The sequence below is a fragment of the Pseudomonas sp. LjRoot277 genome (assembly GCF_964253845.1).
In the GTDB taxonomy this organism is placed as follows: Bacteria; Pseudomonadota; Gammaproteobacteria; order Pseudomonadales; family Pseudomonadaceae; genus Aquipseudomonas.
This window is the reverse complement of sequence record NZ_CAXURI020000001.1, coordinates 1,003,147-1,027,340: the sequence shown is the minus strand read 5'-3', so window position 1 is coordinate 1,027,340 and position 24,194 is coordinate 1,003,147. Positions and strand designations below refer to the sequence as shown.

At 58.6% G+C, this 24,194-nt stretch carries 25 protein-coding genes; 13 read left to right on the top strand and 12 right to left on the bottom strand.

The annotated features are described in order from the left end of the window. The first annotated feature begins 168 nt into the window (after nucleotides 1-168). From glyA to ACSQ87_RS04855, 4 genes are all read left to right on the top strand, one after another. Complete coding sequence (gene glyA, locus ACSQ87_RS04870; RefSeq protein WP_436273461.1) at nucleotides 169-1,422, top strand: serine hydroxymethyltransferase; 1,254 nt, start codon at nucleotides 169-171, stop codon at nucleotides 1,420-1,422. Nucleotides 1,423-1,699: 277 nt separating this feature from the next. Then, complete coding sequence (locus ACSQ87_RS04865) at nucleotides 1,700-3,013, top strand: C4-dicarboxylate transporter DctA (RefSeq protein ID WP_436273460.1); 1,314 nt, start codon at nucleotides 1,700-1,702, stop codon at nucleotides 3,011-3,013. A gap of 67 nt (nucleotides 3,014-3,080) precedes the next feature. After that, the gene (locus tag ACSQ87_RS04860) at nucleotides 3,081-3,785 is read left to right on the top strand and encodes a FadR/GntR family transcriptional regulator (RefSeq protein WP_150658214.1); all 705 of its coding nucleotides are present in this window, start codon (nucleotides 3,081-3,083) and stop codon (nucleotides 3,783-3,785) included. A 25-nt stretch (nucleotides 3,786-3,810) separates the two neighbouring features. Then, the gene (locus ACSQ87_RS04855; protein WP_223431663.1) at nucleotides 3,811-4,527 is read left to right on the top strand and encodes a GntR family transcriptional regulator; all 717 of its coding nucleotides are present in this window, start codon (nucleotides 3,811-3,813) and stop codon (nucleotides 4,525-4,527) included. Nucleotides 4,528-4,648: 121 nt separating this feature from the next. On the opposite strand, the gene yjiA is transcribed toward ACSQ87_RS04855, so the two are convergent. The 3 genes from yjiA to ACSQ87_RS04840 all read right to left on the bottom strand — a co-directional run bounded on the left by yjiA (nucleotide 4,649) and on the right by ACSQ87_RS04840 (nucleotide 8,075). Next, a complete protein-coding gene (gene yjiA, locus ACSQ87_RS04850) occupies nucleotides 4,649-5,620 on the bottom strand; it encodes a GTPase (protein ID WP_436273459.1) in 972 nt (323 codons plus the stop codon). A gap of 176 nt (nucleotides 5,621-5,796) precedes the next feature. Then, on the bottom strand, nucleotides 5,797-5,994 hold the full coding sequence (locus ACSQ87_RS04845) for a YbdD/YjiX family protein (RefSeq protein ID WP_008154232.1): 198 nt from the start codon (nucleotides 5,992-5,994) through the stop codon (nucleotides 5,797-5,799). A 14-nt stretch (nucleotides 5,995-6,008) separates the two neighbouring features. Next, nucleotides 6,009-8,075, bottom strand: coding sequence for a carbon starvation CstA family protein (locus tag ACSQ87_RS04840; RefSeq protein ID WP_436273458.1), 2,067 nt, complete (start codon nucleotides 8,073-8,075; stop codon nucleotides 6,009-6,011). 158 nt (nucleotides 8,076-8,233) lie between these two features. On the opposite strand from ACSQ87_RS04840, the gene ACSQ87_RS04835 reads away from it, so the two are divergent. Beyond that, nucleotides 8,234-8,602 (top strand): PilZ domain-containing protein, encoded by a 369-nt coding sequence (locus tag ACSQ87_RS04835; RefSeq protein ID WP_223431665.1) that lies wholly within the window; start codon nucleotides 8,234-8,236, stop codon nucleotides 8,600-8,602. 63 nt (nucleotides 8,603-8,665) lie between these two features. Here the strand turns inward: ACSQ87_RS04835 and radA are convergent, their stop codons facing one another. Next, nucleotides 8,666-10,033, bottom strand: a complete 1,368-nt coding sequence (gene radA / locus ACSQ87_RS04830) for a DNA repair protein RadA (RefSeq protein ID WP_008149143.1) — start codon at nucleotides 10,031-10,033, stop codon at nucleotides 8,666-8,668. A 657-nt stretch (nucleotides 10,034-10,690) separates the two neighbouring features. Here radA and mscL point away from each other — a divergent pair. Continuing rightward, nucleotides 10,691-11,104 (top strand): large-conductance mechanosensitive channel protein MscL, encoded by a 414-nt coding sequence (mscL, locus tag ACSQ87_RS04825; RefSeq protein WP_436273457.1) that lies wholly within the window; start codon nucleotides 10,691-10,693, stop codon nucleotides 11,102-11,104. A gap of 45 nt (nucleotides 11,105-11,149) precedes the next feature. Here mscL and ACSQ87_RS04820 read toward each other — a convergent pair whose 3' ends face one another. After that, complete coding sequence (locus ACSQ87_RS04820) at nucleotides 11,150-11,926, bottom strand: ferredoxin--NADP reductase (RefSeq protein ID WP_436273456.1); 777 nt, start codon at nucleotides 11,924-11,926, stop codon at nucleotides 11,150-11,152. Between the two features lie 345 nt (nucleotides 11,927-12,271). Between ACSQ87_RS04820 and ACSQ87_RS04815 the strand changes: the two genes are divergently transcribed. Both ACSQ87_RS04815 and ACSQ87_RS04810 read left to right on the top strand, forming a co-directional pair. Beyond that, nucleotides 12,272-13,003: a helix-turn-helix transcriptional regulator gene (locus ACSQ87_RS04815; RefSeq protein ID WP_223431667.1), complete on the top strand. Its 732-nt coding sequence runs from the start codon at nucleotides 12,272-12,274 to the stop codon at nucleotides 13,001-13,003. Nucleotides 13,004-13,178: 175 nt separating this feature from the next. Next, entirely contained in the window at nucleotides 13,179-14,303 is a 1,125-nt protein-coding gene (locus ACSQ87_RS04810) for a methyltransferase (RefSeq protein ID WP_046048762.1), read from the top strand. Between the two features lie 81 nt (nucleotides 14,304-14,384). Here the strand turns inward: ACSQ87_RS04810 and ACSQ87_RS04805 are convergent, their stop codons facing one another. Genes ACSQ87_RS04805 through ACSQ87_RS04795 form a run of 3 tightly spaced genes read right to left on the bottom strand, consistent with a single transcriptional unit; the run spans nucleotide 14,385 to nucleotide 17,063 of the window. After that, nucleotides 14,385-14,555, bottom strand: a complete 171-nt coding sequence (locus ACSQ87_RS04805; RefSeq protein WP_082555883.1) for a DUF2474 domain-containing protein — start codon at nucleotides 14,553-14,555, stop codon at nucleotides 14,385-14,387. A gap of 57 nt (nucleotides 14,556-14,612) precedes the next feature. Continuing rightward, nucleotides 14,613-15,620 carry a cytochrome d ubiquinol oxidase subunit II gene (cydB, locus tag ACSQ87_RS04800; protein WP_046048761.1) on the bottom strand — a complete coding sequence of 336 codons (1,008 nt, stop codon included), beginning with the start codon at nucleotides 15,618-15,620 and terminating at the stop codon, nucleotides 14,613-14,615. Between the two features lie 3 nt (nucleotides 15,621-15,623). After that, complete coding sequence (locus ACSQ87_RS04795; protein WP_436273455.1) at nucleotides 15,624-17,063, bottom strand: cytochrome ubiquinol oxidase subunit I; 1,440 nt, start codon at nucleotides 17,061-17,063, stop codon at nucleotides 15,624-15,626. 485 nt (nucleotides 17,064-17,548) lie between these two features. Between ACSQ87_RS04795 and ACSQ87_RS04790 the strand changes: the two genes are divergently transcribed. The 3 genes from ACSQ87_RS04790 to ACSQ87_RS04780 all read left to right on the top strand — a co-directional run bounded on the left by ACSQ87_RS04790 (nucleotide 17,549) and on the right by ACSQ87_RS04780 (nucleotide 19,451). Next, the gene (locus ACSQ87_RS04790) at nucleotides 17,549-18,787 is read left to right on the top strand and encodes an MFS transporter (RefSeq protein ID WP_436273454.1); all 1,239 of its coding nucleotides are present in this window, start codon (nucleotides 17,549-17,551) and stop codon (nucleotides 18,785-18,787) included. A gap of 84 nt (nucleotides 18,788-18,871) precedes the next feature. Beyond that, nucleotides 18,872-19,150 carry a type II toxin-antitoxin system RelE/ParE family toxin gene (locus tag ACSQ87_RS04785; protein WP_046054192.1) on the top strand — a complete coding sequence of 93 codons (279 nt, stop codon included), beginning with the start codon at nucleotides 18,872-18,874 and terminating at the stop codon, nucleotides 19,148-19,150. 13 nt (nucleotides 19,151-19,163) lie between these two features. Then, nucleotides 19,164-19,451: a HigA family addiction module antitoxin gene (locus ACSQ87_RS04780; protein ID WP_095130661.1), complete on the top strand. Its 288-nt coding sequence runs from the start codon at nucleotides 19,164-19,166 to the stop codon at nucleotides 19,449-19,451. 6 nt (nucleotides 19,452-19,457) lie between these two features. Here ACSQ87_RS04780 and ACSQ87_RS04775 read toward each other — a convergent pair whose 3' ends face one another. Further along, the gene (locus ACSQ87_RS04775; protein WP_223431671.1) at nucleotides 19,458-20,009 is read right to left on the bottom strand and encodes a DJ-1 family glyoxalase III; all 552 of its coding nucleotides are present in this window, start codon (nucleotides 20,007-20,009) and stop codon (nucleotides 19,458-19,460) included. A gap of 66 nt (nucleotides 20,010-20,075) precedes the next feature. Next, on the bottom strand, nucleotides 20,076-20,531 hold the full coding sequence (locus tag ACSQ87_RS04770; RefSeq protein WP_223431689.1) for a DUF4879 domain-containing protein: 456 nt from the start codon (nucleotides 20,529-20,531) through the stop codon (nucleotides 20,076-20,078). 214 nt (nucleotides 20,532-20,745) lie between these two features. Here ACSQ87_RS04770 and ACSQ87_RS04765 point away from each other — a divergent pair, with 214 nt between their 5' ends. Both ACSQ87_RS04765 and trmA read left to right on the top strand, forming a co-directional pair. Continuing rightward, nucleotides 20,746-22,041, top strand: coding sequence for an NCS2 family permease (locus ACSQ87_RS04765; protein ID WP_150658226.1), 1,296 nt, complete (start codon nucleotides 20,746-20,748; stop codon nucleotides 22,039-22,041). Beyond that, nucleotides 22,038-23,117 (top strand): tRNA (uridine(54)-C5)-methyltransferase TrmA, encoded by a 1,080-nt coding sequence (gene trmA, locus ACSQ87_RS04760; RefSeq protein WP_436273453.1) that lies wholly within the window; start codon nucleotides 22,038-22,040, stop codon nucleotides 23,115-23,117. Before ACSQ87_RS04765 ends, trmA begins: the two co-directional genes overlap by 4 nt. 54 nt (nucleotides 23,118-23,171) lie before the next feature. Here trmA and ACSQ87_RS04755 read toward each other — a convergent pair whose 3' ends face one another. Both ACSQ87_RS04755 and ACSQ87_RS04750 read right to left on the bottom strand, forming a co-directional pair. After that, nucleotides 23,172-23,618: a DUF2442 domain-containing protein gene (locus ACSQ87_RS04755; RefSeq protein ID WP_056744646.1), complete on the bottom strand. Its 447-nt coding sequence runs from the start codon at nucleotides 23,616-23,618 to the stop codon at nucleotides 23,172-23,174. Further along, nucleotides 23,615-24,043 (bottom strand): DUF4160 domain-containing protein, encoded by a 429-nt coding sequence (locus tag ACSQ87_RS04750; RefSeq protein WP_436273452.1) that lies wholly within the window; start codon nucleotides 24,041-24,043, stop codon nucleotides 23,615-23,617. Before ACSQ87_RS04750 ends, ACSQ87_RS04755 begins: the two co-directional genes overlap by 4 nt. Nucleotides 24,044-24,194: the final 151 nt, after the last annotated feature.

Here is a 24,194-nt window from a genome sequence, read left to right as displayed (position 1 = left end):
ACGCATTTCAAAATGTGGGAGCGGGCTTGCTCGCGAAGAGGCCCTCCGACGCACCGCATATCTGGTCATGAAGCCCACTTGTCTGCGACATGATGTCCTTTCATATGCCATCTAAAACCCATTGGGTTAGAATGCTCCCCTTTTCTGCCCCGATCCTTGAGGACCGCCATGTTCAGCCGTGATTTGACTATTGCCAAGTACGACGCCGATCTCTTTGCCGCCATGGAGCAAGAAGCTCAGCGCCAGGAAGAACACATCGAGTTGATCGCTTCGGAAAACTACACCAGCCCTGCGGTCATGGAAGCTCAAGGCTCGGTACTGACCAACAAGTACGCCGAAGGCTACCCGGGCAAGCGCTACTACGGTGGTTGCGAGTTCGTCGACGTGGTCGAGCAACTGGCCATCGACCGTGCAAAAGAACTGTTCGGCGCTGATTACGCCAACGTTCAACCGCACGCCGGTTCGCAAGCCAACAGCGCCGTTTACCTGGCTCTGCTGCAAGCGGGCGACACCATCCTGGGCATGAGCCTGGCGCACGGTGGTCACCTGACCCACGGTGCCAGCGTTTCTTCCTCCGGCAAGCTGTACAACGCCGTTCAATACGGCATCGACGGCAACGGCCTGATCGACTACGACGAAGTCGAGCGTCTGGCGGTTGAACACAAGCCGAAAATGATCGTGGCCGGTTTCTCTGCCTACTCGCAGATCCTCGACTTCCCGCGTTTCCGTGAAATCGCTGACAAGGTTGGCGCCTACCTGTTCGTCGACATGGCCCACGTGGCCGGTCTGGTCGCCGCTGGCGTCTACCCGAACCCGGTGCCTTTCGCTGACGTCGTGACCACCACCACGCACAAGACCCTGCGCGGTCCACGTGGCGGTCTGATCCTGGCTCGCGCCAACGCCGACATCGAGAAGAAACTGAACTCCGCGGTGTTCCCGGGTGCCCAGGGTGGCCCGCTGGAGCACGTGATCGCCGCCAAAGCGATCTGCTTCAAGGAAGCACTGCAACCTGAGTTCAAGACCTACCAGCAACAAGTGGTGAAAAACGCCCAGGCCATGGCCGGTGTGTTCATCGAGCGCGGCTTCGACGTAGTATCCGGCGGGACTGAAAACCACCTGTTCCTGCTGTCGCTGATCAAGCAGGAAATCTCCGGTAAAGACGCCGACGCCGCTCTGGGCAAAGCGTTCATCACCGTGAACAAGAACTCCGTGCCAAACGATCCCCGCTCCCCGTTCGTCACCTCCGGCCTGCGCTTCGGTACTCCGGCTGTGACCACTCGTGGCTTCAAGGAAGCAGAGTGCAAAGAGCTGGCCGGCTGGATCTGCGACATCCTGGCGGACCTGAACAACGAAGCGGTGATCGACGCCGTTCGTGAGAAGGTCAAGGCCATCTGCAAGAAGCTGCCGGTATACGGCGCCTAATCAGCCCGCAGAACCGCAGCAATGAAAAAACCGGCCAGTGATGGCCGGTTTTTTTTCGTCCGCAATTTTTTTCAAACCGCGAAAAGGCTCAAGGTCGGGGCATTGCGTCCAACTGGTAAGACCGGTAATGCCAATGACTCAAAAATCGCTTGCGATCACCCAAAAACAGCGCCTAGACTGCGCCTGCACTGGACATACCGGTAAGACCACAATAATTAAGTCCTGAATCTGATGCGCGAAGCGCACGGCAGCCAGGACACCGACCAGGATTCCTCCCATGCTCAGATGGTGCTCGCGTTCAATCTTCCTCCAAGTGGTTCTCGGACTGGTGCTCGGCATCGTCTGCGGGCTGACCCTTCCTGAATACTCCGCCCAGCTCAAACCTCTCGGCGATGGCTTCATCAAACTGATCAAGATGCTCATCGGTCTGATCGTGTTCTGCGTAGTGGTCAGCGGCATCAGCGGTGCCGGCGACCTGAAGAAGGTCGGACGCATCGGCCTGAAATCGGTGATCTACTTCGAAATCCTGACCACCATCGCCCTGGTGATTGGTCTGGTGTTCGCTTTCAGCACCGGCATCGGCAGCGGCGCGAACATTCATCTGGATCAGCTCTCTGCTGCCGACATGGGCGACATCGCCCAGCGCGGTCAGCACATGCACACCACCACGCAGTTCCTGATGGACCTGATCCCGACCTCGGTAATCGGCGCCTTCGCGGAGAACAACATTCTGCAAGTCCTGCTGTTTTCGGTGCTGTTCGGCAGTGCGCTGAATCTGGTGGGCGAAGCGGCCTCCGGTATTTCCCGGTTGATCAACGAACTCAGCCACGTGATCTTCCGCATCATGGGCATGATCGTGCGTCTGGCGCCGATTGGTGTGTTCGGGGCGATTGCCTTCACGACCAGCAAATATGGCCTGGATTCGCTGCAGCACCTGGGCAGCCTGGTTGGCCTGTTTTACCTGACCTGCGTGGCGTTTGTGTCGCTGATTCTCGGCCTGGTGATGCGCCTGTCCGGCCTGCGGATGTGGCCGTTGCTCAAATACCTGCGCGAAGAACTGCTGATCGTCATGGGCACCGCCTCCTCCGACGCCGTGCTGCCACAAATCATGCGCAAGCTTGAACATCTGGGCATCGGCAGTTCGACGGTCGGGCTGGTCATTCCTACCGGTTACTCGTTCAACCTGGACGGTTTCTCGATCTACCTGACCCTGGCCATCGTGTTCATCGCCAATGCCACCGGCACGCCGCTGGCCATGACCGACCTGCTGACGATTCTGCTGGTGTCGTTGATCACCTCCAAAGGTGCCCACGGGATTCCCGGCTCGGCGCTGGTGATTCTCGCGGCGACACTGACGGCGATCCCGGCGATTCCGGTGGTCGGCCTGGTGCTGGTGTTGGCAGTGGACTGGTTCATGGGCATCGGCCGGGCGCTGACCAACCTGATCGGCAACTGCGTCGCCACCGTGGCCATCGCACGCTGGGAAAAGGACATCGATATTCAACGGGCGAACAAAGTACTTTCTGGCCAGGTGGGTTATACCTTCCAGCCGAGAAAACCTGTCGGCCCGGCACATCAGCAGGAATTCTGAATAATCGCCGTGTCTGCCCACGGGCAGGCACGGTCATCAATCGTTTTGGATGCTCATGGAGCGAACAGTGATCACCTCGTCAACCGTCGTCAATTCAGTCGTAGAGAAACTTCGGGCCGCTTTGGCCCGTGGTCAGTGGCGCTCCGGCGAAATGCTGCCGGGGCAGCGTGAGCTGGCCGAACAACTGGGCATCAGCCGCCCGAGCCTGCGTGAAGCCGTCATCGTGCTGGAAACCCTCGGTTTGGTGCGCTCCATGCCGGGTAAGGGCGTGGTGGTGCTGGAGGCCAATCTCAGCGACAGCCAAAGCCATGACAGCGCAGTCGCCGGTGCGAGCCTGGAAGACGTGCTGCAACTGCGCTACACGCTGGAACCGTTCATTGTCGGCCTGGTGGCGCAGTCGATCAGCAGCAAGGAAGTCGGGCAACTGCGCCTGACCCTGATGGACATGCGCGAAGCGCTGGAAGCCAACGACAGCGAAGCCGGGGTGAACGCCTACATCGCGTTCCACGAAGAGCTGTTCACACTGACCTCGAACCCGATTTTCCAGAGTGTGGTGCAACAGACCAGCAACGCTCTCAAGCAAAGCGCCGACGTGCTGCGCAACTCTCCGGAGCATTTGGCTGAGCGCCTTGAGGAGAACGAAGCCGTGGTGCGCGCTATTCGCAGCAAAAACAGCGCCCAGGCCAGCGCCGAAATGCGTCGGCACATCCTTCGGGAAGGCCAGCGGATGGGCATCGAATTGAATATTCCGGACGACAACCTCGTCACTTGAGTCCGCTTCGAACTGGAGACAAGCCATGAACAGCTTCGCCTCACCGCAAATCCTCACTGCCCTGCCCTTCCCGCGAGCGAACACCGGGAAGCCGTCAGCGGATGATCTCTACTCACGGATATTCGATGCCATTCTCGAACAGCGCATCGTCCCCGGCAGTCGCTTCACCGAAGAAAGCCTGGGAGATATGTTCGGGGTGAGCCGCAGCAGCATCCGCCAGGTGCTGACGCGCCTGTCTCATCAGCAGATCATCATCCTTCGCACCCATCATCGTCCCCGGGTCGCCGCGACAGATGTCGAGCAGACTCGGCAGACGCTTCACGCCCGGCGACTGACCGAGCTCACGCTGGTGCGGCTGGCCTGTCAGCAGCCTCGCCCGCAAGACCTCAATCGTCTGCGCGACTTGATCGATAGTGAGCGCCGGTGTCTGGAGCGCGATCAGCGTGGCCCGGCGATTCGGTTGTCAGGGGAGTTTCACTTGCAGTTGGCCGAAATGGCGGGGAATGCACCTTTGGCGCATTTTCTTGGCAGTCTGGTGCCGCTTACTTCACTGGCGATTGCGCAGTTTGATGCACAGGCCGAGGGTTATTGCGTGTGGCAGGTGCATGAGAGGATTCTGGATGCGGTTGAGAGTAGGGATGCGGTAATGGCAGAGACTTTGCTCAGCCAACACCTGGATCATTTGGAGGCGGTATTGCTGAACTCACAACCAATATTCCGCCAGAATCGTGTTGCTGGTTAGATCGCCTTCGCGAGCAAGCCCGCTCCTACAGTTGATCGCATTCCAACTGGAAGCACTCGGTCAAAAGTGGGAGCGGGCTTGCTCGCGAAAGCGCACTTGAGTGCGCTGATAATGTCGAGCCTTACTCCTCCGCTACCCGCGCAAACCCCTCACGGATTTTCTCTTCCGGCAAATCATCGGCAATGAACACGATCACGCTTTCACGCGTTTCATCGTCTGCCCATTCGGTATCCCAATCGAATCCGTATAACTTCAACACCCCCTGAAACACCATGCGCCGCGGCTCGCCAAGGATGTTCAATACGCCTTTGTAGCGCAGCAGTTGCTTGCCATGGTCTTCCAGCAGTTCGTTCATGAACTCGCTGAGCTTGTCGATATCCAGCGGCTTGTCGGTGCGCAGCACCAGGCTGGAAATGCGGTCGATGGACGGCGCTTTGCTCACCGGGCGCAGGCTGACGCCACCACCCAGGTCGGCATTGAGATTGAAGCCGCGCACGTCGAGCAATTCGGCCAGATCGATCTTGCCGTGCTCGACCACGCGGATCGGTGCGCGACGGTTGATGCGGGTCAGGCGCTCGCTCAGCGCGGTAAAGGTCGCCTCGTCCACCAGATCGCGTTTGCTCACCAGCAAGCGGTCGGCGAAACCGATCTGCGCCTGGGCGATGGTTTGAGTCAGGTGAGTGTCAGCGTGCGCCGCATCGACCAGGGTGATGATGCCGTCGAGGATGTAGCGCTCGCGCAGCTCTTCATCGATGAAAAAGGTTTGGGCCACAGGTGCCGGGTCGGCCAGGCCGGTGCATTCGATCACCAGACGGTCGAAGGCGATTTCGCCGCTGTCCAGGCGTTCGAGCAGCAGGTACAAAGCCTTGGTCAGGTCGGTGTGGATGGTGCAGCAGACGCAGCCGTTGGACAGCGTCATCACTTGCACCGGTTCGTCGCCCAACAGCTGGGTGTCGATACCGGCGTCGCTGAATTCGTTCTCGATCACGGCGATTTTCAGGCCGTGTTCGACTTTGAGCAGGTAGCGCAATAGCGTGGTTTTTCCCGCGCCGAGAAAGCCACTGAGGATTGTTACCGGGATGGGAGAGGACAAACGGGTTCTCCTGTTTCACAAAGTTAAAAAACAACACAAAACAAATGTGGGAGCGGGCTTGCTCGCGAAGAGGTCGTGTCAGTCGACATTAACGTTGAATGACACACCGCTTTCGCGAGCAAGTCGGATCGCCGCACCGCCGCTCCCACAGGGATTGCATCAGCCAGGCTGTTGCTTCAACAGCACTTCGGCCCACCCTTGCCACCGTAACGAGCTTCCTGGCGTTCCCGGAAGAACATTTCGTAGGTCATCACCGGTTTGTCCGGGTGTTTGGTTTGCATGTGCTCGACGTAATTGTCGTAGTCGGGCATCCCGACCATCAGGCGCGCGGCCTGACCGAGGTATTTACCGAGGCGACTCAGGTCATTGAACATGCTGCAATCCTCGATTACGCATCCGGCAGAGCCTGGAATGGCGCTTCTTTATCCGTACGTTGTTTGCTGCCCCAGGCGGAAATACCGACCTTGAGCGCATAGAACAGGATACTGAATACCACGAACAGGAACAGCGCGGTCAGCGTTGCGTTGGTGTAGGCGTTGAAGATCACGTGCTGCATCTGCGTGATGTCCTTGGCCGGGGCGAGGATCTGACCGTTGGCCAGCGCATCGCTGTATTTCTTGGCCAGCGACAGGAAGCCGATCGCCGGGTTGGCGTCGAACAGCTTGATGAAGCCGGCGGTGGTGGTGCAGATCAGCAGCCACACGGCGGGCAGCATGGTCACCCAGACGTAGCGCTGGCGTTTCATTTTGATCAGCACAACGGTCGCCAGCATCAGCGCGATACCGGCGAGCATCTGGTTGGAGATGCCGAACAGCGGCCACAAGGTGTTGATCCCGCCCAATGGGTCGATCACGCCCTGGTACAGCAACCATCCCCACATCGCCACACAACCGGCGGTGGCGATCAGGTTGGCGGTCCAGGATTCCGTGCGCCGCAGCGCCGGCACGAAGGAGCCGAGCAAGTCCTGGAGCATGAAGCGTCCGGCACGGGTACCGGCGTCGACGGCGGTCAGGATGAACAGCGCTTCGAACAGGATCGCGAAGTGGTACCAGAATGCCATGGTGTTTTCACCCGGCAACACGCTGTGCAGGATCTGCGCAATACCGACCGCCAGGGTCGGCGCACCGCCGGCACGGGCCAGGATGGTGGTTTCACCAATGTCATGGGCCACCGCTTGCAGCGCTTCCGGGGTGATTGCAAAGCCCCAGCTGCTGACGGTTTGTGCCACGGCCACCACATCACCGCCGACGACTGCCGCCGGACTGTTCATGGCGAAGTACACGCCTGGTTCGATCACCGAAGCAGCCACCATCGCCATGATGGCGACGAAGGACTCCATCAGCATGCCGCCGTAACCGATGTAACGGGCGTTGACTTCGTTATCCAGCAACTTCGGTGTGGTGCCGGAGGAGATCAGCGCGTGGAAACCGGAGACCGCGCCACAGGCGATGGTGATGAACAGGAACGGGAACAGACCGCCTTTCCATACCGGGCCGGTGCCATCGATGAACTGGGTCAGCGCCGGCATTTTCAGCTCGGGCATGGTGATCAGGATGCCGATTGCCAACGCCACGATGGTGCCGATTTTCAGGAAGGTCGACAGGTAGTCCCGCGGCGCCAGAATCAGCCACACCGGTAACGAGGCGGCCACGAAACCGTAACCGACCAGCATCCACGTAATCTGCACGCCAGTGAAGCTGAACGCCTTGGCCCAGACCGGATCAGCGGCAATCTGCCCGCCCAACCAGATCGAACCGAGCAGCAACAGCACGCCGACAACGGAGATTTCACCGATGCGGCCCGGGCGGATGTAGCGCATGTAAATGCCCATGAACATCGCGATCGGGATGGTCGCCATCACCGTGAAAATACCCCACGGGCTTTCGGCCAGGGCTTTCACAACGATCAGCGCCAGCACCGCGAGGATGATGATCATGATCAGGAAGCAGCCAAACAGCGCGATGGTCCCGGGGATGCGGCCCATTTCCTCACGAACCATATCGCCGAGGGAACGGCCGTTGCGGCGGGTGGACATGAACAGGACCATGAAGTCCTGAACGGCACCGGCCAGCACCACGCCGGCAATCAGCCACAGCGTACCGGGCAAATAGCCCATCTGCGCCGCCAGGACCGGACCGACCAGCGGCCCCGCACCAGCGATCGCCGCGAAGTGGTGACCGAAGAGAATGTGTTTGTTGGTCGGCACGTAGTCCAGACCGTCATTATTGAGCACGGCGGGGGTGGCCCGTCGCGGGTCGAGTTGCATCACGTTGTTAGCGATGAACAGACTGTAGTAACGATACGCAACCAGATAGATGGCCACAGCGGCGACCACAATCCACAAGGCATTGATCGCCTCGCCTCGGCGCAATGCCACTACCCCAAGGGCGCACGCCCCTACGATTGCCAGCAGCAGCCAGGGTAGGTGGCGTAGCAGGCTATTATTATTTTTCATTTTATGATTCCAGCCAGGGTGGACAAGAAAGACAGCCATCCCGAGTTTAGCGCTAACGGCCGCAAAGGCCATCCCCCGACATGGGTTGAGCCATCACTTTGCTGGCAGCCTTTGACAATGCGGGTCTATAGTCAGCGAACATTTACGAGGATTGCGCCATGAGCGAGCACCCTGCCGATCGCCGCCGCTTCAAACGTATTGCGTTCGATGCCCGAACCGAGCTGAGCCAGGGGGAATTCATCTGGCCGGTGAAGTTGATCGACCTGTCCCTTAAGGGACTGTTGATCGAAAAGCCCGAACCGTGGCTGGGGAATCGGGAGTGGCATTTCCTGGTCGATATTCATCTCAACGAGGACGTCGCCATCAAGATGGATGTGCAACTGACCCACGATGATCATGGTCAGCTCGGGTTCGTCTGCCGACATATCAGCCTGGAATCCATCGAACGCTTGCGGCGGTTGGTTGAACTCAACCTGGGGGATCCGCAGGAACTGGAGCGCGAATTGGGCGCCTTGATCAGTATTTGAAGACCAATACAAACCCTGTGGGAGCGAGCTTGCTCCCACAGGGTTTGTGTTCTATCTGGAAGGTTATTCGAAGAGGGCGTCCAACGCCTGTTCCAGACGCGTCACGGCGATAATCTGCAACCCCGGCGGCGCCTCTTTCGGCGCATTGCCCTTGGGCACGATGGCGCGCTTGAAGCCGTGTTTGGCGGCTTCTTTCAAGCGTTCCTGGCCGCTCGGTACCGGGCGTACTTCGCCAGAAAGCCCGACCTCGCCGAACACCAGCAGATCATGGGGCAGTGGCCGGTTGCGCAAACTGGACATGACCGCCGCCATCAGCGCCAGATCGGATGCCGTTTCCAGCACCTTCACCCCGCCCACCACGTTGAGAAACACATCCTGATCGTGGGTCGGAATGCCGCCGTGACGGTGCAGCACCGCCAACAACATCGCCAGTCGATTCTGGTCCAGCCCCAGCGTTACCCGACGTGGATTGGCCAGGTGACTGTCGTCCACCAGCGCCTGGACTTCCACCAGCATCGGCCGCGTCCCTTCCCACGTCGCCATGACCACACTGCCCGGCACTTCTTCCTGCGCACGGGTGAGAAAAATCGCCGAAGGGTTGGAGACTTCCTTCAAGCCCTTGTCGGTCATACCGAACACGCCCAGTTCGTTGACGGCGCCGAAACGGTTTTTCACCGCTCGCAGCAAACGCAAACGCCCATCGGATTCGCCTTCGAAATACAGCACCGTGTCGACCATGTGTTCCAACACTCGCGGCCCGGCCAATGCACCTTCTTTCGTCACGTGACCGACCAGGAAAATGGCCGTGCCGCTCTGCTTGGCATAGCGCACCAACAACGCCGCGCTTTCCCTGACCTGGGACACGCCGCCCGGTGCCGATTGCAGTTGCTCGGTGAAGATCGTCTGAATCGAGTCGATCACCATCACCTTGGGTTTTTCCTGCCGTGCGGTGGCGATGATGGTCTCGATGCAGGTTTCGGTCATCACCCGCAGTTGATCCTGAGGCAAGCCGAGACGGCGGGCGCGCATGGCCACTTGCTGCTGGGATTCTTCGCCGGTGACGTACAGCGCCGGCATGACTTTGGCGAGGTTGCACAAGGTTTGCAGCAGAATGGTCGATTTGCCGATGCCCGGATCACCGCCGATCAACACCACCGAGCCATCCACCAGGCCGCCACCCAACACCCGATCGAGCTCGCTGGACGCTGTGGAAAAACGCGGGATTTCTTCGACGCTAACTTCGGCCAGGGTCTTGATCTGTGCCTGTTGGCCGGTCCAGCCGGTGCGACCGCTAGGGGCTGCGGCGCCACCGCTCTCCACCATGGTTTCGGTCAGGGTGTTCCAGGCCCCGCACTCACCGCACTGGCCAGCCCACTTGGGGAAGGTTGAGCCGCACTCGGTGCAGCCGTACATGCGCTTGGCCTTGGCCATCTGAACTCCCGGCAAAAACCGCGATGATAGCTCAGCTGGTGCGGATCAGCGCAGCGAAGTTACCCAGCGGCTCTTCGGTAGCAACTTGCTCAGCCCCTGGAATATATTAAGCGCATTACTAATCATAAAAACTTGTACAACTTCCCACCCCGACATACCCAATAAAATACTAGTCTTACCCAATGAAACAAAAATCGGAACCTGTACAAATCTTAGTCATTTAAAACCTGAACGTACAACCCAACTATTAAACCAACCTTATAATAGGAACAACCAAGCCAATGGAAATATAATGGCGTTCTGATATTTAGCACAGGTAATTTGTTTGAGGCGCGAGCCTTTATACCTTGCAGACCATTTATATAAAAACTTCATATACCGCACGTTGTCTTGCATCAACCCAGTGCGAATGCCCCTACTTTCTATAGTTCTATCCTGCACCTCCCGCCACTCGGTAGAGGGATAAAATGTTCAGCGGGCGCGCTGGTGGCCCCAGTCCAAAGCAGCTACCCCAAGCAAGAGTGATGGTATTTTCAAACTTTTTACCGCCGAGAAGGGCGGTAGCAGGCACGCTCTATAAGCAGTTGCTTCGAGCAGGATGCGCCATGCTGATTTACACTGCGTTCACCAACCTCATCTGTAACAAGGAAATAACCTATGGGCGTGATAAGTGAGTTCAAGGCCTTCGCGGTCAAAGGTAACGTGGTCGACATGGCCGTCGGTATCATCATCGGTGCCGCCTTCGGCAAGATCGTTTCATCGTTTGTCGGCGACGTGGTGATGCCACCCATTGGCCTGCTGATCGGGGGGGTGGACTTCAGTGACCTGGCCATCACACTCAAAGCAGCCAACGGCGATATCCCGGCGGTAATGCTGGCGTACGGCAAATTCATCCAGAGCCTGATTGACTTCATCATCGTCGCCTTCGCGATCTTCATGGGCGTCAAAGCCATCAACCGCCTGAAACGCGAAGAAGCCGTTGCGCCAACGCTGCCACCGGTTCCGACCAAGGAAGAAGAGTTGCTGGAAGAGATCCGCGATCTGCTCAAGGCTCAGAACAACCGGCCCTGAACGCGTTAGTAAAACAAGAAGCGGCGCCCTTGAGGCGCCGTTTTTTTACCAGTAGTTTTCCACCGCCACTTGCCCGGGTCGGCGACTGAGGCTCAAGTGCATGTGGCGCTGTTTGAGCAATTTGCGCGTGTCATCGATCATCTGCGGATTGCCGCAGAGCATGACCCTCGAGTGCTCGGCCGTCAGCGCCAGGCCTGCCGCCTGCTCCAGCTCGCCATTTTCGATCAGCGCAGTGATCCGGCCGCTCAGAGCGCCATGATGCTGCTCGCGTGTGACCGTGGTGATGAACTGCAGCTTGTGCGCAAACTCCGCTAAATAGTCGCGCTGGGCCAACTCGCTGACGAGGTCCTGATAAGCCAGTTCCCGGGCTTCGCGCACACTGTAGACCAGGATGATTCGTTCGAATTTCTCCCAGACCTCGAAGTCCTGCAGGATCGACAGAAACGGCGCCAGGCCGGTGCCTGTGGATAACAGCCAGAGATCGCGGCCGTCGACAAAGCGATCCAGCGTCAGGTAACCAAAGGCCTGCCGCTCTACCAGCAGCGTATCGCCGACTCCGAGCCGACTCAGCTCACTGGTGAACTCCCCCCCCGGCACCACAATGGAAAAGAATTCGAGGAACTCGTCATAGGGCGACGACACCATGGAATAGGCGCGCCATACGGTGCTGCCGTCAGCCTTGGTAACGCCCAGCCGGGCGAATTGCCCTGCACGAAAACGAAAACCCGGATCCCGGGTGGTCCGCAGGGTAAACAGACTGGGGGTCAGCGACTGGACGTCGAGCAAGGTCTGACGAGTGAACTTTTCTGCACTGGCGGTCATGGGGTGCTCCATTCAACAGATAGCCACAGTGTCCCGCAAAGCGGAGGGCTTAAACACCGATGATTTGTAGTGGCTTTAGCCAGGGATTCATTCACATTAACTTCATGATACGACTTAACATTAACCACCCAGTTAACGCACAAATCCAAGGCTGATTAAAGTAAGCCAGACATTTCGTTATCTATACCAGCACGCCCTAACGTTAGAACCAGATACTTGTTTAAAAATCGCAAACCAAGCCAAAAAATCTCACACGAACATAGGAAACATCCTACACTCGGCTCGTGCTAGATCATTGGATCCAAAAAAGGCACTCCCAAGTAACATCACACCTGGAGATACACAATGGAGAGGTGGAAGGAATCACAGCTCAACCAATTATCGCGAACAACGGAGATTGATATCGCCTACCGGATTTCACTGGGTTTCGCGAAAAATATAGGCTTTAAATTTTTCGCCTTTTCAACAACATACCCAATAAAAACTGACCACTTCAATACAGTCCAGCTCAACAATTACCCTACGGACTGGAACATTGAATATGAACAAAAAAATTTCAGCGCAATAGACCCGGTAGTGGCTCACTGCACTCATTCCAGGCTGCCTGTCCTTTGGAGCGAAGAACTTTTTTCCAAGACCCCATGGTTGTGGGACTCGCTTGAGAAACAAGGATTGCAGCATGGCTGGTCCCAATCGGTCCATGACGAGGACAGTGGTGTTTGCAGCATTCTGAGCCTGGCCAGAAGCCATTGCCCGATCACTGCGTTTGAGCTGTATGAAAATCTCGGTTTTTCAGTATTCATCGGGCGCCACCTGCATGCGTTGATCGCACAGACACTGCCCAGGAAATCGACCAAGCCACCCGTGCCGCATTTGTCCCCCCGCGAGATCGATGTATTAAAACTGGCGGCTGATGGCAAGACTGCATATGAGAGTGCCAGAATCCTCAATCTCAGCGCACGCACGGTCAATTTTCATGTGCAAAGCGCGATTCTGAAACTGGGGGTCAATAACAAGATTTCGGCAGTCATCGCCGCCACCAAGGACGGTTTTCTAAATAGCAGCGCGATGCGTTGACCCAAAAAACCTGCAAGTAATCCAAAAGAAAAAAACGTACCATTTGCGGTCCTTCTTGAGTGTTGACGTGTGAACCTTCACGACGCAGTGCACTCGGACGGTCACGCCCGCTACAACGCCCTTGGGCCGCGGGACACCTGTTGATGACCCCGTTGATTACCCAGAGCCCCGCCTCATGCCCTTGCTCGAAACACCCTTCGCCCGACTCGACCTGATCCGCCAGCCCGAACAGCAGAACGAACCGCTGCAGGCATTTGATGCCGCAGACGAATACCTGCTCACCCATCTGGCTGACCAACAGCCCTCGGCCGACACTCGGGTTTTGGTGCTCAACGACAGCTTTGGCGCATTGGCCGCCAGCCTGGCGGGCAAGGTTCAAGTGACCAGCAGCGGTGACTCGTTCCTGGCCTTTCAGGGACTGGAAAAAAATCTGATCCGTAACGGCCAGGCATTTGATGCGGTGCCAAGCGTACCGGCCAGTGAGGCCTTTTCAGGTCCCTTTGACCGGGTACTGATCCGGGTCCCGAAAACCCTCGCCTTGCTGGAAGAACAGTTGATTCGCTTGCAGGGTCAACTGGCGCCGGGGGCTCAGGTGATTGCTGCGGCGATGATCAAGCATTTGCCCCGCGCCGCGGGCGATCTGCTGGAACGCTACATCGGCCCGGTGCAAGCCTCGTTGGCGGTGAAGAAGGCTCGGCTATTGATCGCGACTGCTGAAGTCAAAGCGCCTGTCGTGTCCCCCTACCCGACCCGTTATCGACTCGACGCCCCTGAGATCGAACTGCTGAATCACGCCAATGTGTTCTGCCGCGAAGGCCTGGACATCGGCACGCGAGCTTTTTTACCGCACCTGCCAAAGAACCTCGGTTCAGCGCGGGTTGCCGACCTGGGATGTGGCAACGGGGTTTTGGCCATCGCCAGCGCCCTGCAAAACCCCGAGGCCCACTACACGCTCGTGGACGAATCGTTCATGGCCGTGCAATCGGCAGCCGAAAACTGGCGCGCGGCGCTCGGTGACCGGGAAGTGGTTGTACGTGCCGACGATGGTTTGGCGGGTCAGGAACCTCAGTCTCTGGACGTGGTGTTGTGCAACCCACCGTTTCACCAACAACAAGTCGTCGGCGACTTCCTGGCCTGGCGCATGTTCCAGCAGGCCCGAGAGGCTCTGGTGGTGGGTGGCGCGTTGTACATCGTCGGCAACCGTCATCTGGGTTATCACAGCAAGCTCGCGCGGTTGTTCCGCGGTGTCGAGCAAGTGGCGGCCACACCCAAGTTCGTGATCCTTAAAGCCCGAAAATAATCCAAGGCAAAAAAACCCTCCAGCAAAGGAGGGTTGTAAATCCGTGCCGCAAGGCAACGGGATGGGATCTGGTGCAAAAAATCAGTGGGTCGTCAGGCCCGCGGCATTCATGAACATGCGCATCAGGCTGGCCACGATGAACAGCGCCACAACGCTGCCGGTCCAGATCATCGCCAGCCAGCCGAGTCGCTGCCAGAGCGGCTTTTTCTCTGCTGCTTCGATTTCCTGCAAGGAATGTTTACCCGCCTTCATCGCAATCTCCTCTGACGAAATGACACAGGTCTCAGCCCTGCGCCACTGTCGCGTGCTCTAGTGGTAACCATCTTCGTGGGTGACCTTGCCGCGGAACACGTAATAGCTCCAGAAGGTGTAACCCAGGATGAACGGGATGATGAACAGCGTGCCCACCAGCATGAAGCCCTGGCTTTGCGGCGGTGCGGCGGCGTCCCAGATCGAGATCGACGGCGGCACGATGTTCGGCCACAGGCTGATGCCCAGACCGCTGTAGCCGAGGAAGATCAGCACCAAGGTCAGCAGGAATGGCGTGTAGTGCGCATTGCGAGCCACCGCACGGATCAGACCGTACATGGTCACCAGCACCAGAATCGGCACCGGCAGGAACCAGAACAGGTTCGGCAGGGTGAACCAGCGAGCGGCAATCTCGGCGTGGGCCAGCGGGGTCCAGATACTGACGATACCGATCACTGCCAACACCACGAAAGCCAGCGGTCGAGCCAGGTCATGCATCTGCTCCTGCAACTTGCCTTCGGTCTTCATGATCAGCCAGGTGCATCCGAGCAGCGCATAAGCCACCACCAGCGCCAGGCCGCAGAACAGGGTGAACGGCGTCAACCAGTCCAGTGAGCCACCGGCAAATTGGCGATTGACCACCGGCAACCCATCAATGAACGCACCCAACGCCACGCCCTGGAAAAAGGTGGCGGCGACCGAGCCCCCGATGAACGCCTTGTCCCAGAGATGGCGCTTGTCGTCCCTGGCCTTGAAGCGGAACTCGAACGCCACGCCGCGGAAGATCAGCCCGATCAGCATAAAAATCAACGGCAGGTACAACGCCGAAAGCACCACCGAATAGGCCAGCGGAAAGGCACCGAACAACGCTGCGCCGCCCAGCACCAGCCAGGTTTCGTTACCGTCCCAGACCGGCGCGACGGTGTTCATCATCACGTCACGATCGGTCTTGCCCGGAATGAACGGGAAGAGAATCCCGATCCCCAAATCAAAACCGTCCATGACTACGTACATCATGATGCCGAAGATGATGATCACGGCCCAGATCAGCGGAAGATCAATACCCATGAGTCAAATCTCCTTGGTCAGGCTGGGGCTGCGGTCGCCGTCACCGTTGTCATCGGCGGCGGACAGCGGACGGGCCGGCGTACGTTTCTGGCCAGGACCACCCTCATTGGTTTCCTTGCCTTCGTCGATCTTCGGCCCTTTGCGCACCAGGCGCATCATGTAGCCCAGACCAGCACCGAACAGCGCGAAATAGACCACGACGAACATAATCAACGTGATGCTCATCTGCATGAAGCTGTGATTGGAGGACGCATCTGCCGTGCGCATCAGGCCGTAGACCACCCACGGCTGACGGCCGATTTCAGTGGTGAACCAACCGGCGAGAATCGCGATCAGTCCGGACGGCCCCATCCACAACGCCAGGTACAGGAACGGCCGCGAGGTATAGAGCTTGTCGCGTTTACGCAGCCACAGGCTCCACAAACCGGTGAAGATCATCAGGAAGCCGAGCCCGACCATGATCCGGAACGACCAGAACACGATGGTCGAATTCGGCCGGTCTTCAGGCGGGAACTCCTTGAGTGCCGGGACCTGTTTGTCCAGCGAGTGCGTGAGGATCAGGCTGCCCAGATACGGGATCTCCACCGCGAATTTGGTCCGTTCTTCTTTCATGTCCGGCCAGCCGAACAGGATCAGCGGGGTCGGCTCATCGCCATGGTTTTCCCAGTGACCTTCGATCGCGGCGATTTTCGCCGGCTGATGCTTGAGCGTGTTGAGGCCGTGGAAGTCACCGATGACCGCTTGAATCGGCGCCACGATCAAGGCCATCCACATGGCCATCGAGAGCATGGTGCGGATCGCCGGGTTGTCCTTGCCACGCAGCAGATGCCAGGCCGCCGAGGAACCGACGAAGAAGGCAGTCGCGACGAACGCCGCCGTCGACATGTGTAACAGACGGTAAGGGAACGACGGGTTGAAAATCACTGCCAGCCAGTCCACCGGAATGACCTGGCCATTGACGATTTCATAACCCTGCGGTGTTTGCATCCAGCTGTTGGAGGCGAGAATCCAGAAGGTCGATATCAGTGTGCCGATGGCGACCATGACCGTGGCGAAGAAGTGCAGATTGCGCCCGACCTTGTTCCAGCCGAACAGCATGACACCGAGGAAACCGGCTTCGAGGAAGAAAGCGGTGAGTACTTCGTACGTCAGCAGCGGCCCGGTCACGGAGCCGGCGAAGTCCGAGAAACGGCTCCAGTTGGTGCCGAACTGATAGGCCATGACCAGCCCGGAAACCACGCCCATGCCGAAGTTGACGGCAAAGATCTTCGACCAGAAGTGGTACAGGTCGCGGTACGTGTCGTTATGGGTTTTCAGCCACAGGCCTTCGAGCACCGCCAGGTAACTCGCCAGGCCAATGGTGATGGCGGGAAATAGAATGTGAAACGAAATGGTGAACGCGAACTGCATCCGGGCGAGATCAAGCGCCTCCAAACCGAACATAAGTCTTCCTCTGTCAGGTAATACCGGCTGAAGGCTTGTGGCCTACACCCACTGCCCCCACGGATATGGAGTGTGGCGAATTTGAATTCGTTCTTTTTCTACAAACATCACAACGTAGGGAGTCTGGCCATCTGGCCGCCGAATCAATTCCACGAGCGGTCTTGATCTGGATCAAGCAACGTTAAAAGAGTAGTCCCATTTTTGACGATGGACGGTGTGGTCTTTTGCCGCGTGACAGGTTGCCTCACTGATGCGGTCATAGGCAGAAACACATTCCCTGTGGGAGCGGGCTTGCTCGCGAAAGCGATCGGTCTGGCACCTTTATGTTGGATGTGCCGATGCCTTCGCGAGCAAGCCCGCTCCCACAGGGGGATTTCCGCGTTTTCGAAATCGGTGTCTAGCTAACGAAATTTCCCAACCCTGCAACTTTTGGTTACAGCTTGGTGATAATCTCGCCCCTCCCCTCGCTCAAGACCGGCCCTCAGATGCCCAGCCAAGCGCCCTTGCTGTTACGTCATCACCGCCCATTTATCGCGTTTTGGCTGGCTCGGGTGTTTACCGCCAGCGGTTTCCAGATGCTCACGGTGGCCATTGGCTGGAACCTGTACCAATTGACCGGCAATGTGCTCGACCTGGGTTTGGTTGGTCTGGTGGAATTCGCCCCGCGGGTGCTGTTCATGCTGCACACCGGGCATGTCGCGGACCGCTATGACCGGCGCAAGGTCGCGGCTATCTGTCAGTCCCTGCAAGCGTTGATCGCCCTGTCGCTGGCCATCGGCAGCGCGACCGACAATGTCACCCGGGAGATGATCTTCATCCTCGCGTTCCTGCTCGGTGCCGCCCGCTCCTTCGAGATGCCGACCACTCAGGCCTTGTTGCCGAGCATCGTGCCCAGCGCGCTGTTTCCCCGCGCCGTCGCCGCCGCCCAATCCGCACAGCAATCGGCGACTATCGTTGCCCCGGCCCTCGGTGGGTTGCTTTACGCCTTCGGCAGCGTCTGGGTCTATGGCCCGACGGTGATCCTCTACCTCATCGCCTGCATGCTGATGCTCAACCTGCCTGCACGGCAGACACCGCTGAACAAAGGCAAGGCAACCCTGGATTCGCTGCTGGCGGGCATCCGCTTCATTCGCAGTCGTCCGGACATTCTCGGGGCGATTTCTCTGGATCTGTTCGCGGTATTGCTCGGTGGTGCGACGGCGTTGCTGCCGGTGTTCGCCAAGGACATTCTACTGACCGGCCCTTGGGGCCTGGGCCTGCTGCGTTCAGCGCCGGCAGTCGGTGCGCTGCTGATGTCGCTGTACCTGGCGAGATTTGCCGTGGAACGCAAAGTCGGACGGGTCATGTTCACCGCAGTCGGTGTATTCGGTGTCGCGACCATTGCGTTCGGCCTGTCGACCTCGTTCTGGTTTTCCCTGGCGGTGTTGGTGGTGTTGGGCGCGGCGGACATGATCAGCATGGTGATCCGCGCCTCCTTCGTGCAACTGGAAACCCCGGATGAAATGCGCGGCCGGGTCAGTGCCGTGAACGGTTTGTTCATTGGCGCTTCGAACCAGTTGGGCGAGTTTGAATCCGGCTTGACCGCCCATTGGTTCGGCACCGTGCCGGCCGTGGTCATGGGCGGTATTGGCACATTGGTGGTGACCGGGGCGTGGATCAAACTGTTCCCGACCCTGGCCGAGCGCGACCGCATGCATGTGCCGGTGGAAGAAGTGAAGGCTTGAAGCAGTTGCCGATCACACTTTTGCCGAGCAGGTGCAATACATAGATAGTGCATCAGGTGTAATGTATCGCCTTACACTTGTCCCATGATCAAATCCTTTCAGCACAAAGGCCTTCGTGGCTTCTATGAAACAGGTTCGACTCGTGGGATCCGCGCAGACCATGCGAAGCGTCTGTCTCGAATGCTTCAGTTCATGGACCGCGCAACGCTACCTGGCGATCTGGACCTTCCGGGATGGCGATTACACCCACTCAAAGGAGAGTTGACCGAATATTGGTCACTGAGCGTTTCGGGGGAACTGGCGATTATTTTTCGTTTTATCGATTCAGACATCGAACTGGTCGACTATCTGGACTACCACTGACAGGAGGCAGGACATGCCCATGCACAACCCGCCACACCCTGGCGAAACCCTTTTGATGGATGTATTGCCCGAACTTGGTATCAGCGTCACAGAGCTGGCCCGGCACCTGCGATTTGCGCGCCCGCATCTATCGCGAGTGCTGCATGGCCACGCACCGATCAGTCCTGATTTGGCGGTACGCCTGGAGCGGGCTGGAATTGGCAAGGCCAGAATGTGGCTAGGTATTCAGACCGACTACGATCTTTGGCAAGCGGAGCAGCGTGAGCAACCGGTCATCGAACCCATTGCCGTCCACGCCTGACACTCTCTAGACCACCAACTCCCCCGCCACCGCCGCTCGCCTGGCCTTACCGCAGAGTTGTTCCACCAGCGTCAGGGCGAATTGCAATGCCGCCCCTGAACCCTGCGCGGTGATGCAGTTGCCATCGACCACCACCGGTTGATCGACGAAGTTGCACCCCAACAGTTGATGGCTGGCCGATGGCAGGCAGGTCATGCGCCGCTGACGCAGTACGCCAAAGGCTTGCAGCGCCAACGCCGGGGCCTCGGCGATGCCGGCGAACAGGCGCCCGGCCGCCACCTGATCCTTGATCAATTGTTGCAGGGGTTGATGCGCCGCCAGATGTTGCGCCCCAACGGCACCGCCGGGCAGGACGATCAGGTCGAACGGCTGTGCCAGCACGTCCACCAGCATCGCATCGGACGTCACTCGGGTGCCGCGCGCGCAGGTGAGCATGCGCCGCCCCTCAATGCTGGCCACCACCAATTCAACCTTGGCACGGCGCAGCACATCGATCAGGGTCACTGCTTGCAGGTCATCGATGCCCTCGGCGAGGGTAATCAGAGCTCTAAAGGTCATGGGCGCAGTCCACAGGATAATCTTTAAAGCGTAGTCAGCTTTCCTGCCCCTTGTTCGAACCGGCCGTTACTTGATGTAAAGCTGCGTCGACAGCGTATTGCCGGGCGCGTTGATCGACGTGTTGCTGAAGGTGAACGTGCCTTCCTGCTTGCCTGCCAGATCGAAGACATACAAATTGCCGACGGTTTTTCTCCCGACGGTGCAATCGGTCAGATTGCCATTATCGAAAGCACAGATAGGGGTCCGGGTGCCGTTCACCTCAAAACCATCCAGCCCGACATGCGCGCTACGACCGTAACCGACTTCCAGCACGTAGACCTTGATGTTCGGTCCGCTGTGATTGCAGCGGGTTTGTTCTTGCCCCTGCGCGATGTCTTCAAAGCCGCAGGCCGGCGACTCGACCTTGAGTACCTTCACCTGACTCAGCGGCGCCGCCGATGCGGCCGAGGCGGTGTGTGCCCCCAGGAACATGGCGATCGACACTCCGAACACGGCAATCAGACGTTTATTCATGCAATACATAAGTACCCCCAAAACCAGCGCGCAGTATGGCGCACTTGGCTTTACCGCAAAACATCGACGACGATCGCAGCCATAAGCAGCCATAGCCCCACGCTGCTGGTATGATGCGCGGCTTTTTCCGACCCATAGAAAATTACCAGGCGCCTGCATCGGTCTGTGCTTTGCTGTTGAGGTCGATACATTCACGGCGCCTGGCGCGCCACGGGGAGCAGACATGCTGGAAAGGCTGTTTCAACTCAAGGCACATAACACCAACGTGCGGACCGAGATTCTGGCGGGCTTCACGACCTTTTTGGCCATGGCCTACATTCTGTTCGTCAACCCGAGCATCCTCGGCGAGACCGGCATGGACAAGGGTGCGGTGTTCGTCGCCACGTGTCTGGCAGCTGCCATCGGCTCCACGGTGATGGGCCTGATCGCCAACTACCCGATCGCTCTCGCGCCGGGCATGGGCCTGAACGCCTTCTTTACCTACACCGTGGTCCTGCACATGGGCCACACCTGGCAAGTAGCGCTGGGCGCGGTGTTCATTTCGGCAGTGATGTTTTTCCTGTTGTCGATCTTCCGCATCCGCGAATGGATCATCAACAGCATCCCACTGGCGCTGCGCTCGGCGATTGCCGCTGGTATCGGTCTGTTCCTGGCGCTGATTGCCCTGCACAACGCCGGCATCGTGGTCAGCAACCCGGCAACCATGGTCGGCCTTGGCGATTTGAAACAACCGGCCCCGATCCTCGCGACCCTCGGCTTTGCCCTGATCGTGGCGCTCGAAGCGCTTAAAGTGCGCGGCGCGGTACTGATCGGCATTCTGACGGTGACCATCGTTTCGATCGTGATGGGCTTCACCCCGTTCGGCGGCGTAATGTCGATCCCACCGTCCCTGGCCCCGACCTTCCTGCAACTGGACATCAAGGGCGCCCTGGACATCGGCCTGGTCAGCGTGATCTTCGCTTTCCTGTTCGTCGACCTGTTCGACAACTCCGGCACCCTGATCGGCGTCGCCAAGCGCGCCGGCCTGATGGGCAAGGATGGCCACATGCCAAAAATGGGTCGCGCCCTGATCGCCGACAGCACCGCGGCCATGGCCGGTTCGCTGCTGGGCACCTCGACCACCACCAGCTACATCGAATCCGCAGCCGGCGTGAGTGCCGGTGGCCGCACCGGCCTGACCGCCGTTGTCGTGGCGATCCTGTTCCTGTTGGCGCTGTTTTTCTCGCCATTGGCGGCCAGCGTTCCAGCCTTTGCGACCGCGCCTGCACTGCTGTTCGTCGCAGTATTGATGACATCCGGCCTGGCCGAAATAGACTGGGACGACATCACCGTCGCCGCACCGGTCGTGGTCACCGCTCTGGCCATGCCGTTCACTTATTCCATCGCCAACGGCATCGCCTTTGGTTTCATCTCCTGGACCGCAATCAAGTTGCTGTCCGGTCGCGGCCGTGAGCTGAACTCGGCACTGGTGATTCTGTCGATTCTGTTCGTGATCAAGTTGGGTTGGTTCAACGCATGACTTTTGATTCCAAGGCTTACGCCGTTCAACTCGAAGAAAAGGTTACGCGCCTGCGTGACCTGTTGGCCCCGTTCGGTGCGCCAGAACCTGCGGTATTCGACTCGCCGCTGAAAAACTTCCGCCTGCGCGCCGAATTCCGCCTGTGGCGCGAAGCCGGCGAGCGTCACTACGCGATGTTTTCCCAGGAAGACAAACGCACGCCGATCCTGATCGAAGAGTTCCCGATCGCCAGCCTGCGCATCAACGAGTTGATGCCGCAGCTGAAAGCGGCATGGCAAGCCAGTGCAGCCCTGAGCCACAAGCTGTTTCAGGTGGAGTTCCTGACCACGCTGGCCGGCGATGCGATGATCACTCTGTGCTATCACCGCCCGCTGGACGAGCACTGGCACGCGGCAGCGTCGAAACTGGCAGCCGACCTGAATGTCAGCATCATCGGCCGCTCCAAGGGCAAACGCGAAGTGATCGGCCACGATTACGTGGTCGAGCAGATGGACGTCAGCGGTCGCACCTTTAGCTATCGCCAGCCGGAAGGCGCGTTCACCCAGCCCAACGGCACCGTGAACCAGAAGATGCTCAACTGGGCTTACGACTCACTCGGTGATCGCTCCGACGATTTGCTGGAGCTGTATTGCGGCAACGGTAACTTCACGCTGCCGCTCGCGACCCGCGTGCGCAAGGCGCTGGCCACCGAAATCAGCAAGGCTTCGGTCAACGCTGCGCTGAGCAATCTCAGCGAAAACGCTGTGGATAACGTCACCCTGGTGCGCTTGTCCGCCGAGGAGCTGACCGAAGCCCTGAACGAAGTTCGTCCGTTCCGTCGTCTGCACGGTATCGATCTGAAGAGCTACGAGTTCGGTAGCGTCTTCGTCGATCCTCCTCGCGCCGGCATGGACCCGGACACCTGCGAGCTGACCCGTCGCTTCGACAACATCCTCTACATTTCCTGCAACCCGGAAACCCTGGCGGCCAACATCGCCCAGTTGCACGACACCCATCGCATCACCCGATGCGCAATGTTCGACCAGTTCCCGTGGACCCACCACATGGAATCCGGGGTGTTGTTGACCCGTCGTTGATTGCCGTTGGCAGAAACAAATCAGCCGTCATCACGACGGCTTTTTTGTGCGTGCTTAAAGGGTGATATCTGTCTTGCGCGGACGCCCGCCCTTGCGGCCATTGGCCCGCGCGGCCTCAGCCTTGGCGGCACTGCTTTGGCGACCATTACGCGAGGCGATGACCGACGCGGCCATATCCATCAGCGGTTTGCTGGCCGAAACCATCCCGGCGATGGAGACCTGCAGATCCTTGCCCTCGTGGCAAAGGGCTGTCCCGGAAAAGCCGACTTTCAGGTCTGCGAAATCCTCGACGTCGAAATCATCGAACTCCGGATAGTGCTGCACGGGCAACAGCACGCCACTGCCATCAATGAAATTGACCGCCAGGCACGGTTCCACAAAGGTCACCGAAGTCGCCCGCAGACCGCCTTTGTGGCGCACCTGGCCACGCTGGATGGCTTCATCCAGCACGGCTTCGGTTACGGGCCGATCCACCAACATTTTTGCTGTTATCGTTTTCATAGTTCGATCTCCACGCCCTCCGGAACGCCCATCAGCGCCAGTAGGGTCTTGTTCGTCTCGGGCTCATAGCAAGCCGAGCCAATCATGCAGGTCGTACTGGCGACCCTTTTTACCACCACGACTTCGCTGGTTTGCCAGTCCCATATCTGATGATCGAGGCAGACCGTGTGCAGCTTGTCCCACCAGATACACCGAGCGCGGCGCAAATGAGCGGGTTGTCCGAGCGCGTGACGCAACCCTTCCAGCACCGCCACAGATGGCCTGCGAGAATGAGGAACCACGTCCCACAGCTCGACACTGTTGTGCCAGAAGCTGAATTTGAAGCGCGCACTCCAGGTTCCGGCATCCACATGTGCATGCGGCGGGCAGTGCTCATCGCGCAACATGATCACCATTGAAAACCCTTTGTAGCTGAATAATCTCATGCTAACCCATCCGTTAGGTTAATGAGCCCGAAGACCCGACATTCCCTGGAAAATCCGATAACTGGCGCTGAGCATTCGATCAGCCATCCTCCATTGAGCCTAGCGCTCAGGCTCTTATCAGGCCGGCGGATAACGGCGAAAATTGGTAAGC